Origin of the sequence: Enterobacter sp. ODB01, assembly GCF_001623605.1 — a bacterium.
GTDB classification, from domain to species: domain Bacteria; phylum Pseudomonadota; class Gammaproteobacteria; order Enterobacterales; family Enterobacteriaceae; genus Enterobacter; species Enterobacter kobei.
The window spans coordinates 1,436,707-1,453,063 of the sequence record NZ_CP015227.1; the positions used below are offsets into that span (position 1 = coordinate 1,436,707).

The 16,357-nt window shown below is 56.5% G+C and carries 13 protein-coding genes; 11 read left to right on the forward strand and 2 right to left on the reverse strand.

Going from position 1 to position 16,357, the window contains the following annotated elements:
• Window positions 1-3: 3 nt before the first annotated feature.
• Complete coding sequence (locus A4308_RS06880; protein WP_045281574.1) at window positions 4-900, reverse strand: sugar kinase; 897 nt, start codon at window positions 898-900, stop codon at window positions 4-6.
• 155 nt (window positions 901-1,055) lie between these two features.
• On the opposite strand from A4308_RS06880, the gene yihU reads away from it, so the two are divergent.
• From yihU to ompL, 7 genes are all read left to right on the forward strand, one after another.
• Window positions 1,056-1,946, forward strand: a complete 891-nt coding sequence (gene yihU / locus A4308_RS06885; RefSeq protein WP_023331632.1) for a sulfolactaldehyde 3-reductase — start codon at window positions 1,056-1,058, stop codon at window positions 1,944-1,946.
• A gap of 18 nt (window positions 1,947-1,964) precedes the next feature.
• Window positions 1,965-2,840: a sulfofructosephosphate aldolase gene (yihT, locus tag A4308_RS06890; RefSeq protein ID WP_023331633.1), complete on the forward strand. Its 876-nt coding sequence runs from the start codon at window positions 1,965-1,967 to the stop codon at window positions 2,838-2,840.
• Window positions 2,841-2,854: 14 nt separating this feature from the next.
• On the forward strand, window positions 2,855-4,096 hold the full coding sequence (yihS, locus tag A4308_RS06895) for a sulfoquinovose isomerase (RefSeq protein WP_045281573.1): 1,242 nt from the start codon (window positions 2,855-2,857) through the stop codon (window positions 4,094-4,096).
• A 17-nt stretch (window positions 4,097-4,113) separates the two neighbouring features.
• The gene (locus A4308_RS06900) at window positions 4,114-6,138 is read left to right on the forward strand and encodes an alpha-glucosidase (RefSeq protein ID WP_049011402.1); all 2,025 of its coding nucleotides are present in this window, start codon (window positions 4,114-4,116) and stop codon (window positions 6,136-6,138) included.
• A gap of 45 nt (window positions 6,139-6,183) precedes the next feature.
• Window positions 6,184-7,566 carry an MFS transporter gene (locus A4308_RS06905; RefSeq protein WP_045281571.1) on the forward strand — a complete coding sequence of 461 codons (1,383 nt, stop codon included), beginning with the start codon at window positions 6,184-6,186 and terminating at the stop codon, window positions 7,564-7,566.
• A gap of 43 nt (window positions 7,567-7,609) precedes the next feature.
• Entirely contained in the window at window positions 7,610-9,034 is a 1,425-nt protein-coding gene (locus tag A4308_RS06910) for an MFS transporter (protein WP_023331636.1), read from the forward strand.
• A 74-nt stretch (window positions 9,035-9,108) separates the two neighbouring features.
• Window positions 9,109-9,795 carry a porin OmpL gene (ompL, locus tag A4308_RS06915; RefSeq protein WP_014885758.1) on the forward strand — a complete coding sequence of 229 codons (687 nt, stop codon included), beginning with the start codon at window positions 9,109-9,111 and terminating at the stop codon, window positions 9,793-9,795.
• A 50-nt stretch (window positions 9,796-9,845) separates the two neighbouring features.
• On the opposite strand, the gene typA is transcribed toward ompL, so the two are convergent.
• Window positions 9,846-11,669 carry a ribosome-dependent GTPase TypA gene (typA, locus tag A4308_RS06920; protein WP_014885759.1) on the reverse strand — a complete coding sequence of 608 codons (1,824 nt, stop codon included), beginning with the start codon at window positions 11,667-11,669 and terminating at the stop codon, window positions 9,846-9,848.
• A gap of 378 nt (window positions 11,670-12,047) precedes the next feature.
• Here typA and glnA point away from each other — a divergent pair, with 378 nt between their 5' ends.
• The 4 genes from glnA to A4308_RS22390 all read left to right on the forward strand — a co-directional run bounded on the left by glnA (window position 12,048) and on the right by A4308_RS22390 (window position 16,321).
• On the forward strand, window positions 12,048-13,457 hold the full coding sequence (glnA, locus tag A4308_RS06925) for a glutamate--ammonia ligase (protein ID WP_008501856.1): 1,410 nt from the start codon (window positions 12,048-12,050) through the stop codon (window positions 13,455-13,457).
• A gap of 169 nt (window positions 13,458-13,626) precedes the next feature.
• Window positions 13,627-14,676 (forward strand): nitrogen regulation protein NR(II), encoded by a 1,050-nt coding sequence (gene glnL / locus A4308_RS06930; RefSeq protein WP_014885760.1) that lies wholly within the window; start codon window positions 13,627-13,629, stop codon window positions 14,674-14,676.
• An 11-nt stretch (window positions 14,677-14,687) separates the two neighbouring features.
• Complete coding sequence (glnG, locus tag A4308_RS06935; protein WP_014885761.1) at window positions 14,688-16,100, forward strand: nitrogen regulation protein NR(I); 1,413 nt, start codon at window positions 14,688-14,690, stop codon at window positions 16,098-16,100.
• 110 nt (window positions 16,101-16,210) lie between these two features.
• On the forward strand, window positions 16,211-16,321 hold the full coding sequence (locus A4308_RS22390; protein WP_023331639.1) for a YshB family small membrane protein: 111 nt from the start codon (window positions 16,211-16,213) through the stop codon (window positions 16,319-16,321).
• The last annotated feature ends 36 nt before the right edge of the window (window positions 16,322-16,357 follow it).

Consider the following 16,357-nt stretch of genomic DNA (forward strand, 5'->3'; position numbering starts at 1 on the left):
ATTTTATACAAAAAGTGACAAAAAAGAGCGGGTTTGATCACAGTCGGGTATACCCGCACGCCCGCCGGGCCTGGTGCATTTCAGGGCGGCGACGGCGCTGGCAAAACGTACGGCGTCAACGGCGGACGCTTGCTGCGCCAGACTGACCGCCAGCGCACCGTGGAAAACGTCGCCCGCCCCCGTGGTATCAACCACCTCGACCTCAAAGCCAGGCTGATGACATAACCTGCCGCTTTCCAGCCAGAAGCAACCGTCTCGCCCCTGCGTAACGTACACATGTCCATTTGTGAGCATTTGTGCTTTTTTCAGCGCGTCTTCAGCTTCATCCAGCTGCGTTAAACGCCGCAGTCCCGGCGCGGAGAAGGCGGCATGATCGCTTAGGGCGATCAGTTCCGCGATGTCCTGCGGAGTGACATCCGCATCAAGTAAGGTGGGTACGCCCTGCTGGCGAGCACGGATAAACGCCTGTTTTGCCCCGTCATGCCAGCGCACGTCTGCTAATACGATATCCCATTGTGAGAAGTCGACGTCTTGCAGCCAGTCAGCCTCAGCGGGAAGATCGGGGCTGGGGTAGTTCGCAATCACGCGCTCCCCGCTGGCGTCCACCAGCACTGCGGATTGTGACGATCGGGCCCCTTTAAACACGCGCGTGTAGCGGGTATTCACCCCCAGGGATTCCAGCTCCGCGAGCAGGCGTCTTCCGGTCTCGTCGTCACCCACGCGGCCAATAAAGTCCACCTCAGCCCCCAGTTTCGCTGCTGCCACCGCCGCAGTTGCCGCCGGGCCACCGCCCACTTCCGTATAATCTTTTGCGACATATTTCCCACCTTCTCTTGGTAAATCATCGAGATACCAGATGCGATCCAGCACGGTAATGCCGATACAAACGATGCGAGTCATGGTGATTCCTTGTGCGATTTCTGATGCTGCCATTTTAATTTCATCAAATGTTTAAAAAGTGACCCCTGTCAATTTTTTGACTATAAATTACAAATACGATCAAAAACAGACAACACAAACGCGCAAAAATTGACACGATGTGACAGGAGAAAGGCATGTCAGCAATCGCATTTATCGGTTTAGGGCAGATGGGCGCGCCAATGGCGAAGAATCTGCTGAAACAAGGTCACCGGCTTCAGGTCTTTGATGTGAACCCGCAGGCCGTTCAGACGCTGGTGGAGAGTGGCGCACAGGCAGTGGCGACGCCAGCGCAGGCCGCTGCGGATGCCGAATTCGTCATTACCATGCTGCCCAACGGCGACCTGGTGCGCAGCGTACTGTTTGGTGAGCACGGCGTTTGCGAAGGGTTATCCCGCGACGCGCTGGTGATCGATATGTCCACCATTCATCCACTGCAAACTGACGCGCTGATCCGTGACATGGCGGAGCGCGGCTTCAGCCTGATGGACGTCCCCGTCGGACGAACGTCTGACCATGCCATCGCCGGTACGTTACTTCTGCTGGCAGGCGGCACGGCGCAGCAGGTTGAGCGCGCCACGCCGGTATTAATGGCGATGGGCAATGAGCTGATCAACGCTGGCGGGCCGGGCATGGGCATCCGCGTGAAGCTTATCAATAACTACATGAGCATCGCCCTGAACGCGCTTTCAGCAGAGGCGGCCGTACTGTGCGAAGCGCTCGGCCTCTCCTTCGACGTGGCGCTCAAGGTCATGAGCGGCACGCCGGCAGGCAAAGGCCACTTCACGACCTCATGGCCGAACAAGGTGCTGAAAGGGGATCTTTCACCCGCCTTCATGATCGACCTTGCGCATAAAGATCTGGGGATCGCCCTGGACGTGGCCAACCAGCTCCACGTTCCCATGCCGCTCGGCGCGGCTTCCCGTGAAGTTTACAACCAGGCTCGCGCCGCCGGGCGCGGGCGCGAAGACTGGACGGCCATTCTTGAACAGGTTCGCGCATCTGCCGGGCTGAAAAAATCACACTGATACGAAAAGGACTGAGGAATGACGATGTACACCCTGAAAGATATCACCCGACCTTCCGGCGGTTTTGCCATGCTGGCCGTGGACCAGCGCGAAGCGATGCGCCTGATGTTTGCTGCGGCAGGCGCGCCGGTGCCGGTAACCGACCAGCACCTCACGGATTTTAAGGTTAACGCGGCCAAAATCCTGTCGCCGTATGCCTCCGCTATTCTGGTTGACCAGCAGTTCTGCTATCGCCAGATCGTCGAGCAGCAGGCCGTCGCCAAAAGCTGCGCGATGATTGTGGCAGCGGACGAGTTTATACCGGGCAACGGTATTCCGGTCGATAGCGTGGTGATCGACAAAAACATCGACGCGCAGGCAGTAAAACGCGATGGCGGCAAGGCGCTGAAGCTGCTGGTGCTGTGGCGCAGCGATGAAGATCCGCAGCAACGTCTGGAGATGGTGAAGGCGTTCAATACGCTGTGCCATAGCAACGGACTGCTTAGCATTATCGAACCGGTGGTGCGTCCGCCGCGTCGCGGTGCCGCGTTCAACCGCGAGCAGGCGATTATCGACGCCGCCAGAGAGCTGGGCGATAGCGGTGCCGACCTCTACAAAGTGGAGATGCCGCTGTTCGGTAAAGGTACGCAGCAGGAACTGCTGGCCGCCTCGCAAAAGCTGAACGCGGAAATCAATATGCCGTGGGTGATCCTCTCTTCCGGCGTGGATGACAAGCTCTTCCCGCGCGCGGTGCAGGTTGCCATGCAGGCGGGGGCTTCAGGCTTTTTAGCCGGTCGCGCCGTGTGGTCCTCCGTGGTGGGGCTGCCGGATACTGAAATGATGCTACGCGACGTCTCTGTGCCAAAACTGCAGCGTTTGGGTGAGATCGTCGACGAAATGATAGCTCGCCGCTAAGAAAGGACCCGAACATGAAATGGTTTAACACCCTGAGCCATAACCGCTGGCTCGAACAAGAGACCGACCGTATTTTCGATTTCGGTAAAAACGCCGCCGTGCCGACCGGCTTTGGCTGGCTGGGCAATAACGGCCAGGTGCGTAGCGATATGGGTACGCATCTGTGGATCACCGCCCGCATGCTGCACGTGTATGCGGTGGCCGCCAATATGGGGCGTCCCGGGGCGTATGCCCTGGTTGAGCACGGCATTAATGCCCTCAACGGCCCGCTGCGCGACAAACAGCACGGCGGCTGGTACGCCTGTGTGAACGATGAAGGCGTGATCGACGCCTCCAAGCAGGGCTATCAGCATTTCTTCGTGCTGCTGGGCGCGGCGAGCGCCGTGACCACCGGCCATCCGCAGGCGCGCAGACTGCTGGACGATGCGATTGAGGTGATCGAGCGCTATTTCTGGAGCGAGGAAGAACAAATGTGCCTCGAATCCTGGGACGAGGCCTTTAGCAAAACCGAGGATTATCGCGGCGGCAACGCCAACATGCATGCCGTTGAAGCGTTCCTGATCGTCTATGACGTCACGCACGACCGCAAGTGGCTCGACCGCGCCCTGCGCATCGCCTCGGTGATTATTCACGACGTGGCGCGCAAGGGTGATTACCGCGTTAACGAGCATTTCGACACCGACTGGAACCCGATCCGCGATTACAACATCGACAATCCTGCCCACCGTTTCCGCGCCTACGGCGGCACCCCGGGCCACTGGATCGAGTGGGGCCGCCTGATGTTGCACCTGCGCGCCGCGCTGGAAGCCCGTTTTGAAACCCCGCCGGAGTGGCTGCTGGAAGATGCGAAAGGACTGTTCCATGCCACCATCCGCGACGCCTGGGCACCGGACGGGGCCGATGGTTTCGTCTACTCCGTAGGCTGGGATGGTAAGCCTATTGTCCGTGAACGCGTGCGCTGGCCTATCGTCGAGGCGATGGGCACGGCTTACGCACTCTACACCGTAACCGGCGAAGCACAGTATGAAGCCTGGTATCAGAAGTGGTGGGATTACTGCATTAAGTACCTGATGGATTACGAGAACGGTTCCTGGTGGCAGGAGCTGGATACCCATAACGAAGTGACAACCAAAGTCTGGGACGGCAAGCAGGATATTTACCATCTGCTGCACTGCCTGGTGATCCCACGTTTGCCGCTGGCACCGGGCTTAGCCCCGGCAACGGCCGCCGGTTTGCTGGACTGCCTGGCCAAATAATAAAAGACGGAGTTTTTATGCGTACCCTACACAATATTGACCTGAAAAATAACGAAAGGGGTTTCACCCTGCACTGGGAAAACCGCCTGATTTTGTCCCATACCGCGGATGCGCCCTGCCTGTGGATCGGTGAAGGCGTCGCCGATATTGAGATGTTTCGCGGCAATTTCAGCATCAAGGACAAACTGAACGAAAAGATCGCGCTGACGGACGCAACCGTCACGCAGCAAAGCGCGGGCTGGGCGATCCGCTTTACCCGTGGCGATGCGGTCAGCGCGACGCTGCTGGTGGGCGTGGATGGCGAAGGCCGCCTGGAGATGAAGCTTAAAAACGATGCCACCCGCCATAACCGCATCTGGCTGCGGCTGGCGGCTCAGCCAGAAGATCACATTTACGGCTGCGGCGAGCAGTTCTCTTATTTCGATCTGCGCGGCAAGCCGTTCCCGCTGTGGACCAGCGAACAAGGCGTGGGCCGTAACAAGCAAACCTACGTGACCTGGCAGGCCGACTGCAAAGAGAACGCAGGCGGCGATTACTACTGGACCTTCTTCCCACAGCCTACCTTCGTGAGCACCCAGAAGTACTACTGCCACGTGGACAACAGCTGCTACATGAATTTTGACTTCAGCGCGCCGGACTTCCACGAACTGGCGTTCTGGGAAGATACCGCCACGTTGCGCTTCGACTGTGCGGAAACCTACGTCGGTCTGCTGGAAAAACTCACCGGACTGCTGGGGCGTCAGCCTGAACTGCCAGACTGGGTTTACGACGGCGTGACGCTGGGTATTCAGGGCGGCACCGAGGTCTGTCAGCAGAAGCTCGACGTCATGCGCAAAGGGGGCGTGAAGGTGAACGGCATCTGGGCGCAGGACTGGTCCGGCATTCGCATGACCTCCTTCGGCAAACGCGTGATGTGGAACTGGAAGTGGAACAGCGAGCTGTACCCACAGCTTGACGAGCGTATTCCACAATGGAAACAGGAAGGCGTGCAGTTCCTCTCCTACATCAACCCGTACGTCGCCAGCGATAAAGATCTCTGCGAAGAAGCAGCGAAACGCGGCTATCTGACTAAAAATGCCGACGGCAAGGACTACCACGTCGAGTTTGGCGAGTTCTATGCGGGCGTCATCGACCTGACCAATCCTGAAGCCTACGACTGGTACAAAGAGGTCATCAAAAAGAACCTGATCGAACTGGGTTGCGGCGGCTGGATGGCCGATTTCGGGGAATATCTGCCGACTGACACGTTCCTGCACAACGGCGTTAGCGCAGAGATCATGCACAACGCGTGGCCAGCCCTGTGGGCCAAATGTAACTACGAGGCGCTGGAGGAGGCCGGCAAACTTGGCGAGATCCTGTTCTTTATGCGCGCAGGCTACACCGGCAGCCAGAAGCACTCGGTGATGATGTGGGCGGGAGATCAGAACGTCGACTGGAGCCTGGACGACGGTCTGGCATCCGTGGTGCCTGCGGCGCTGTCTCTGGCGATGACCGGGCATGGCCTGCACCACAGCGACATCGGCGGCTATACCACCCTGTTCGAGATGAAGCGCAGTAAAGAGTTGCTGCTGCGCTGGTGCGATTTTAACGCCTTCACGCCGATGATGCGCACCCACGAAGGTAACCGTCCTGGCGATAACTGGCAGTTCGACGGCGATGCGGAAACCATCGCGCACTTCGCGCGCATGACCACCGTTTTCACCACCCTGAAGCCGTATATCAAAGCCGCCGTCGCGCAGAACGCGAAAAGCGGCCTGCCGGTGATGCGCCCGCTGTTCCTGCACTACGAGGACGACGCACGCGCCTACACGCTGAAATACCAGTATCTGTTTGGCCGCGATCTGCTGGTGGCGCCCGTTCACGAAGAGGGGCGCACGGACTGGACGCTCTATCTGCCGCAGGACAACTGGGTGAATGCGTGGACCGGGGAATGCTGCCAGGGCGGTGACGTGACCGTTGATGCCCCACTCGGCAAGCCACCGGTCTTCTATCGCCAGCACAGTGAATGGGCAGATCTGTTTAGCACCTTACGTCATATCTGATAAGGCTCGCCCGCAGGGAAACCTGCGGGCAGACGGAGAACAATAATGAGTCAACATACTTCTGATCCGGCAACCCTGCGCCTGCCGTTTAAAGAGAAACTCGCCTACGGGATGGGCGATCTCGGCTCTAACATCCTGCTGGATATCGGCACGCTGTATCTGCTGAAGTTTTACACCGACGTGCTGGGGCTGCCGGGCACCTACGGCGGGATCATCTTCCTGATTGCGAAGTTCTTTACCGCCTTCACCGATATGGGCACCGGGATCATGCTCGACTCCCGGCGCAAGATTGGCCCGAAAGGGAAATTCCGCCCGTTCGTGCTATACGCCGCCTTCCCGGTGACGCTGCTGGCGATTGCCAACTTCGTCGGCACGCCGTTTGAGGTGACCGGTAAAACGGTGATGGCAACCGTGCTGTTTATGCTGTACGGCCTGTTCTTCAGCATGATGAACTGTTCTTACGGCGCGATGGTGCCCGCCATTACCAAAAACCCGGACGAGCGCGCCTCGCTGGCCGCATGGCGTCAGGGCGGTGCCACGCTCGGCCTGCTGCTCTGTACCGTGGGCTTTGTCCCGGTGATGAACCTGATTGAAGGCAACGATCAGCTGGGCTATATCTTTGCCGCCACCCTCTTCTCGCTGTTCGGGCTGTTCTTTATGTGGTGGTGCTATAAGGGCGTGACCGAGCGTTACGTCGAGATGCAGCCTGCCAATCCGGCGCAAAAGCCGGGGCTGTTACAGTCTTTTCGCGCCATCGCCGGGAACCGTCCGCTGTTTATCCTGTGCATTGCAAACCTGTGCACGCTGGGTGCCTTTAACGTCAAGCTCGCCATCCAGGTCTACTACACGCAGTACGTGCTGAACGACCCGATTCTGCTGTCGTATATGGGCTTCTTCAGCATGGGCTGTATTTTTATCGGCGTCTTTATGATGCCCGGCGCGGTGCGGCGCTTCGGTAAGAAAAAGGTCTACATCAGCGGGCTGATGATTTGGGTGGCGGGCGATCTGCTCAACTACTTCTTCGGCGGCGGCTCGGTGAGCTTTGTGGCGTTCTCCTGCCTCGCGTTCTTCGGTTCCGCGTTTGTGAACAGCCTGAACTGGGCGCTGGTCTCCGACACCGTGGAGTACGGCGAGTGGCGCACCGGCTTGCGCTCTGAGGGAACGGTCTATACCGGCTTTACCTTCTTCCGCAAGGTATCTCAGGCGCTGGCGGGCTTCTTCCCGGGGATCATGCTCACGCAGATCGGCTATGTGCCCAACGTAGTGCAATCCGCCGGTACGGTTGAAGGGCTGCGGCAGCTGATATTTATCTATCCAAGCCTGCTGGCGGTCATCACCATCGTGGCGATGGGCTGCTTCTACAACCTCAACGAGAAGATGTATGTGCGCATCGTCGAAGAGATCGAACTGCGCAAGCGTACGGCATAAATGACGTGATAGAGCGCCCTGCGGGGCGCTCTGAGGATCGACCATGAGAGATAATACTGATCCGTTAACCCTGAAATTGAGCCTGCGTGAGAAGTGCGCCTACGGGATGGGCGATTTTGGCTCGAACCTGATGCTGTGTATTGGCACGCTGTATTTGCTGAAGTTTTACACCGATGAACTGGGCATGCCCGCGTTCTATGGCGGCATTATTTTCCTGGTGGCGAAATTCTTCACCGCGTTTACCGACATGCTGACCGGCGTGCTGCTGGACTCCCGGCGGAATATCGGTAAGAAGGGAAAATTCCGGCCGTTCATTCTCTACGCCTCCGTCCCGGTGGCGCTGGTCGCGACGGCGCAGTTTATGGCCAACGACTTTAGCCTGACGGTGAAAACGGCGCTCGCCACGGTGCTCTTTATGCTGTTTGGCCTGTGCTACAGCCTGATGAATTGCTCCTACGGCGCGATGGTTCCGGCCATAACCAAAAACCCGAACGAGCGTGCGCAGCTGGCCGCCTGGCGTCAGGGCGGCGCGACGGTGGGGCTGTTGCTCTGCACCGTGGGCTTTATGCCCATTCAGGCACTGTTCGTCCACCAGCCCTCACTCGGTTATCTGGTGGCCGCGCTGGTGTTTGTGACGGGTGGCCTGTTCTGCATGTGGTGGTGCTACAGCGGTGTGAAAGAACGCTACGTGGAGCTCACGCCCGATCACCATAAGCCCGGCATTCTGAAATCGTTCTGCGCGATTTTCCGCAACCCGCCACTGCTGGTGCTGTGCATCGCCAACCTGTGTACCCTCGCCGCGTTTAACATCAAGCTGGCGATTCAGGTCTATTACACCCAGTACGTGCTGAACGATCTTCATCTGCTGTCGTGGATGGGTTTTTTCAGCATGGGCTGCATTCTGATTGGCGTGTTTCTGGTGCCCGGCGCGGTGAAGCGCTTTGGCAAGAAGCCGGTGTATCTGGGTGGGCTGGCACTGTGGGCAGTGGGTGACGTGCTGAACTTCTTCTGGGGGACCAGCTCCCTGCTGTTTGTGCTGTTTTCCTGCATGGCCTTCTTCGGCACGGCGTTTGTGAACAGCCTGAACTGGGCGCTGGTGCCGGATACCGTCGACTATGGCGAATGGAAAACCGGCATCCGCGCCGAAGGGTCGGTTTACACCGGTTATACCTTCTCGCGCAAAATATCCGCCGCCCTCGCTGGCTTCCTGCCCGGCATCATGCTGACCCAGATTGGCTACGTTCCCCATGCCGTTCAAAGCGCGGGCACGCTGCTGGGATTGCGTCAGCTTATTTTCCTCTGGCCATGCGGTCTGGCAATCGTCGCCGCTGTGACCATGGGGCTGTTTTATAAACTCAACGAAGCGCGCTTCGCCTTTATTATCGAGGAGATTGGAAAACGGAAAAAACAATCAGCGAATACCCCTGAGATAACCACCAACAATAAAGCGTCAGCAGTCACTTTATAACAATAAATCCGGCCAATATGTCCTTCCTGTTAATCAGGAGGGAGGCCTTTCTGTACCTGATACATGGACAAATTATGAAAAGAATCATCACTGTACTGATCGTGTCGTCTGTGTCCTGCCCGGTATTTGCCGGGGCCTATGTCGAAACCCGCGAAGCTTACAATACGGCCTCTGAACTGCACGAGGTGATCCTGCGTGCGGGATATAACTTTGATATGGGCGCGGGGCTGATGTTCACTAATGCCTATAACGTGGGGAAATGGGATGAGCTGAAGCACAGCTATAACGAAATAGAGGGATGGTATCCGCTCTTTAAACCCACCGACAAACTCACCTTCCAGCCCGGCGGATTGATTAATGACAGCAGCGCCGGTTCGGGTGGTGCCGTCTATCTGGACACCAACTATAAATTCATCGACTGGTTTAACCTGACCTTCCGCTATCGCTATAACCATAACAATTACGATACGCCGGACTATAACGGTCAGATGGATAAGAACGACACGCACGAGTTTGCCAACTACTGGAATTTCAAAGTAACGGATGCGTTTTTCTACACGTTTGAACCGCACTTTTTCCAGCGGGTGAATGATTATCACAGCAAAAATGGCAAAGACCATCACTGGGAAATCACCAATAAATTCAGCTATAAGATCGACAGAAACTGGCTGCCGTACCTCGAACTTCAGTGGCTGGACAGATGGAATGATTACAACCGCGAGCAGTACCGAATTCGCCTGGGGTTACGGTACTCGTTCTAACAAAAAAGCCGCTGATTTCTCAGCGGCTTTTTTACTACGGATTGACCGTATTAGTCTTCTTTCGCACCGCGCATAGCACGTTTACGATCGTTCTCAGTCAGGTGACGTTTACGGATACGAATTGACAGAGGCGTCACTTCGACCAGTTCGTCGTCATCGATGAATTCCAGAGCCTGCTCCAGAGTCATCTTGATCGGTGGAACCAGAACCGTTGCTTCGTCAGTACCGGACGCACGCATGTTGGTCAGTTTCTTACCGGTCAGGCAGTTTACGGTCAGGTCGTTAGAACGACTGTGAATACCGATGATCTGGCCTTCGTAAACTTCTGCACCGTGACCCAGGAACAGCTTACCGCGATCCTGCAGACCGAACAGCGCGAACGCAACCGCTTTACCCTGACCGTTGGAGATCAGCACGCCGTTGTTACGCTGGCCCACTTCACCCGGACGCACGTCGTCGTAGTGGCTGAAGGTGGAGTACAGCAGACCGGTACCGGAGGTCATGGTCATGAACTCAGAACGGAAGCCGATCAGGCCACGGCTTGGGATCACGTAGTCGAGACGTACGCGGCCTTTGCCATCTGGATTCATGTTTTTCAGGTCGCCTTTACGCTCGCCCAGTGCCTGCATAACAGAACCCTGGTGCTGCTCTTCAACGTCCAGCGTTACGTTCTCAAACGGCTCTTGTTTACGGCCGTCGATTTCGCGGAAGATAACTTTCGGACGGGAAACCGCCATCTCGAAACCTTCACGACGCATGTTTTCGATCAGGACTGACAGGTGCAGCTCGCCACGACCCGAAACGCGGAATGCGTCAGCATCCTGAGTTTCTTCAACGCGCAGCGCAACGTTGTGCACCAGCTCTTTGTTCAGGCGGTCAAGGATCTGACGAGAGGTAACGAATTTACCTTCTTTGCCACAGAACGGAGAGGTGTTGACGTTGAAGAACATGGATACGGTTGGTTCATCAACGGACAGAGCAGGCAGCGCTTCGACGTTCTGCGGATCGCAGATGGTGTCGGAGATGTTCAGCTCGCCCAGACCGGTGATCGCGATGATGTCGCCCGCTTCCGCGATGTCGCTCTCGATACGCTCAAGACCCAGGTGAGTCAGGACTTTACCGACTTTACCGTTACGGGTTTTGCCTTCGCTATCAATGATAGTGACCTGCTGGTTAGGCTTCACTTTACCGCGCTTGATACGACCAATGCCGATGACGCCAACATAGTTGTTGTAGTCGAGCTGGGAGATCTGCATCTGCAGGGTGCCGTCCAGGTCAACGTTTGGCGCAGGAACACGGTCAACAATCGCCTGATACAGCGGGGTCATGTCTTCAGCCATGTCTTCATGGTCCAGACCAGCGATACCGTTCAGCGCAGACGCGTAAACGATAGGGAAGTCCAGCTGCTCGTCGGTCGCGTCGAGGTTAACGAACAGGTCGAAGACCTGGTCAACAACCCAGTCAGGACGCGCGCCAGGACGGTCAACTTTGTTGATAACAACGATTGGCTTCAGACCATGGGCGAAAGCTTTTTTGGTCACGAAGCGCGTCTGTGGCATTGGGCCATCCATTGCGTCAACGACCAGCAGAACGGAGTCTACCATGGACATTACACGTTCAACTTCACCACCGAAGTCGGCGTGCCCTGGGGTATCAACGATGTTGATACGGTAGTCATTCCATTTAATCGCGGTGTTTTTCGCGAGGATGGTAATCCCACGCTCTTTCTCCAAATCGTTGGAGTCCATCACGCGTTCTTGGGTTTCGGCACGCGCATCAAACGTACCGGATTGCTGCAGCAGCTTGTCAACCAGGGTAGTTTTACCATGGTCTACGTGCGCGATGATGGCGATGTTACGCAAATTTTCGATCACAACTTTGCCTCAGGCATTTAGAAATAGCGCGTTATTGTACACGGATTAATCGCACTACAAAACAGGATCACAAACATCCCCCGCAAACAAGTATTGCAGAGATGCTTTGTGATCGCTTTCACGGAGCGGTAAAAGGGCACTTTAACGTAAATTGCACCAATATGGTGCTCAATGTTCACATTGAAGCACTATACTGGTGCAACAAATCCATTGTGGTGCAGCCCTTTTGCACTATGGTGCGCATGATAACGCCTTTTTGGGGTGTTTTAAAAGTTGGCACAGATTTCGCTTTATAAAAATACATGGCACACGGCCAGTACAAACAGAAATTGAAGACCTCGTTACCACGACGACAATGACCAATCTGGAGAGTTAAGTATGTCCGCTGAACACGTTTTGACGATGCTGAACGAACATGAAGTGAAGTTTGTTGATCTGCGCTTCACTGATACCAAAGGTAAAGAACAGCACGTCACAATCCCTGCTCATCAGGTGAACGCCGAATTCTTTGAAGAAGGCAAAATGTTTGACGGCTCCTCCATTGGTGGCTGGAAAGGCATTAACGAATCCGACATGGTTCTGATGCCAGATGCGACCACCGCGGTCATTGATCCGTTCTTCGAAGAACCAACCCTGATCATCCGTTGCGACATCCTCGAGCCAGGCACGCTGCAGGGCTACGACCGCGACCCACGTTCTATCGCTAAACGCGCTGAAGAGTACCTGCGTTCTACCGGCATCGCGGACACCGTGCTGTTCGGGCCAGAGCCAGAGTTCTTCCTGTTCGATGACATCCGTTTCGGTGCCTCTATTTCTGGCTCCCACGTAGCAATCGACGACATCGAAGGTGCATGGAACTCCTCCACCAAATACGAAGGTGGTAACAAAGGTCACCGTCCAGGCGTGAAAGGCGGTTACTTCCCGGTTCCACCGGTCGATTCTGCACAGGACATCCGTTCCACCATGTGTCTGGTGATGGAAGAGATGGGCCTGGTGGTTGAAGCTCACCACCACGAAGTCGCGACTGCGGGTCAGAACGAAGTGGCTACCCGCTTCAACACCATGACCAAAAAAGCGGACGAAATTCAGATCTACAAATACGTTGTGCATAACGTTGCGCACCGTTTCGGTAAAACCGCGACCTTCATGCCAAAACCGATGTTTGGCGATAACGGTTCCGGTATGCACTGCCACATGTCTCTGTCCAAGAACGGCACCAACCTGTTCTCTGGCGACAAATATGCTGGTCTGTCTGAGCAGGCGCTGTACTACATTGGCGGCGTTATCAAACACGCGAAAGCGATCAACGCCCTGGCGAACCCAACCACGAACTCCTACAAGCGTCTGGTCCCGGGCTACGAAGCACCAGTCATGCTGGCTTACTCTGCGCGTAACCGTTCTGCTTCTATCCGTATCCCGGTGGTGGCGTCTCCTAAAGCGCGTCGTATCGAAGTTCGCTTCCCGGACCCAGCGGCTAACCCATACCTGTGCTTCGCAGCACTGCTGATGGCCGGTCTGGACGGTATCAAGAACAAGATCCACCCAGGCGAAGCGATGGACAAAAACCTGTACGACCTGCCGCCAGAAGAAGCGAAAGAGATCCCACAGGTTGCTGGCTCTCTGGAAGAAGCCCTGCAGGCGCTGGACGCAGACCGTGAGTTCCTGACGGCGGGCGGCGTGTTCACTGACGACGCTATCGATGCTTACATCGCCCTGCGTACCGAAGAGAACGACCGCGTGCGCATGACGCCGCACCCGGTTGAGTTCGAGCTGTACTACAGCGTTTAATTAAGTTGTTTTACCCGGCGTGACAAGCGCCGGGAGTAGTTGCCGTGGAAACTTTTAGCCCATCTCCGGATGGGCTTTTTTCTCCACCAACAACCTGATCTCACGCGCTTTTTACGCCGAAAAAGCTATACTGCACTAAAACAGTGCAACGACTCCAGGAGACTGCTGAATGGCAACTGGCACGCTGCCCGATGCTGGGCAGATCCTCAATTCTTTAATTAACAGTATCTTGCTGGTCGACGACGAGCTGGCCGTTCATTACGCCAACCCGGCGGCGCAGCAGCTGCTGGCCCAAAGCGCGCGGAAACTGTTTGGTACCCCGCTTCCGGAACTCCTGAGCTATTTTTCGCTGAATATTGGCCTGATGCAGGAAAGTTTGCAGGCCGGCCAGGGGTTTACCGATAACGAAGTGACACTGGTGATCGACGGGCGCTCGCATATCCTGTCGCTGACTGCGCAACGACTTCCAGAAGGGATGATCCTGCTTGAAATGGCGCCGATGGATAATCAGCGTCGCCTGAGCCAGGAGCAGCTCCAGCATGCGCAGCAAATTGCCGCCCGTGACCTGGTGCGTGGTCTGGCCCATGAAATCAAAAACCCGCTGGGTGGGTTACGCGGTGCGGCGCAGCTTCTGACCAAGGCGTTACCCGATCCTGCGCTGGCGGAGTACACCAACGTCATCATTGAGCAGGCGGACCGTCTGCGTAATCTGGTTGACCGTCTTCTGGGGCCGCAACAGCCGGGAATGCATGTTACGGAAAGCATTCATAAGGTGGCTGAACGCGTCGTGAAACTCGTCTCGATGGAGCTGCCAGAGAACGTCACGCTGGTGCGTGATTACGACCCCAGCCTGCCGGAACTGGCGCATGACCCGGATCAAATTGAGCAGGTCCTGTTGAATATCGTGCGCAATGCCCTGCAGGCGCTGGGACCGGAAGGGGGCGAGATTATTTTACGTACCCGTACCGCCTTCCAGCTCACCTTACATGGCGTGCGCTATCGGCTGGCGGCGCGCATTGACGTCGAGGATAACGGGCCCGGTATTCCCTCCCATCTTCAGGACACTCTGTTTTATCCGATGGTCAGCGGTCGCGAAGGCGGGACCGGCCTGGGCTTATCTATCGCCCGCAGCTTGATCGATCAGCACTCCGGAAAAATTGAATTTACCAGTTGGCCGGGACATACCGAGTTTTCGGTTTTCCTGCCGATTAAAAAATAAAGGTGACGTTTATGCAACGAGGGATAGTCTGGGTAGTCGATGACGATAGCTCCATCCGTTGGGTGCTTGAACGCGCGCTCACAGGGGCAGGATTAAGCTGCACGACGTTTGAGAGCGGCAGCGACGTGCTCGATGCACTCACCACCAAAACGCCAGACGTTCTGCTTTCGGATATTCGCATGCCGGGCATGGACGGGCTGGCGCTTTTAAAGCAGATTAAACAACGCCACCCTATGCTTCCGGTCATCATAATGACGGCACACTCCGATTTGGATGCCGCTGTGAGTGCCTATCAGCAAGGGGCGTTCGATTATCTGCCCAAACCGTTTGATATCGATGAGGCGGTGGCACTGGTTGAGCGTGCGATTAGCCATTACCAGGAGCAGCAACAGCCGCGTCACGCGCCCGATTTTGGGCCTACCACCGACATCATCGGCGAAGCGCCAGCGATGCAGGATGTGTTTCGCATTATTGGCCGTCTGTCGCGTTCATCCATCAGCGTGCTGATTAACGGTGAGTCGGGAACCGGTAAAGAGCTTGTGGCGCATGCCTTGCATCGCCACAGCCCGCGAGCAAAAGCGCCGTTTATCGCCCTGAATATGGCCGCGATCCCAAAAGATTTGATTGAGTCCGAGCTGTTCGGCCACGAGAAGGGGGCCTTTACCGGCGCGAATACCATTCGCCAGGGGCGCTTCGAACAGGCTGATGGCGGGACGCTTTTCCTGGACGAGATCGGCGATATGCCGCTGGATGTTCAGACCCGCCTGTTGCGCGTGCTGGCCGACGGGCAGTTTTATCGCGTGGGCGGCTACGCGCCGGTGAAGGTGGACGTGCGCATTATCGCCGCGACGCACCAGAACCTGGAGCAACGCGTACAGGAAGGCAAATTCCGTGAGGATTTATTCCATCGCCTGAACGTGATTCGCGTTCATCTGCCGCCGCTGCGTGAGCGCCGGGAAGATATTCCCCGCCTGGCGCGCCATTTCCTGCAGGTGGCCGCCCGCGAGCTGGGTGTGGAAGCCAAGCAGCTTCACCCGGAAACCGATGCCGCCCTGACGCGTCTGGCGTGGCCTGGCAACGTGCGTCAGCTGGAGAATACCTGTCGCTGGTTAACCGTGATGGCTGCCGGGCAGGAAGTGTTAATTCAGGATTTACCGGCCGAACTGTTTGAAGCGACCGCGCCTGAGAGCAGTACCGGTCACGCGTTGCCGGACAGTTGGGCGACGCTGCTGGCACAATGGGCCGACCGCGCGCTGCGTTCCGGTCATCAAAACTTGTTGTCTGAAGCCCAGCCAGAGATGGAACGTACGTTGTTGACCACCGCGCTTCGTCATACGCAAGGCCATAAGCAGGAAGCCGCCCGCCTGTTGGGATGGGGACGTAATACCCTGACGCGCAAGCTTAAAGAGCTGGGAATGGAGTAATCTTACCCGAAGTGTAAAGGTTATTAATTGAGCGCAAATTGCCGTTATTTTGCGCTTTACTGTTCTGATGAGTTTTGTATGATCGTGCCCGGAAATTGAGGGTGTCGATCATGCTGGAAACTTTGGTAAATATGCTCTCTAGCGGAGCCGTTGAAAGCCACACGCCACAAACCGCCGTTGCGGCTGTTTTGTGTGCGGCGCTGGTGGGGCTGTTTAGCTAGCGAGCTGTCAATGAAAAGCCGGGTGGCGGCTTCGCC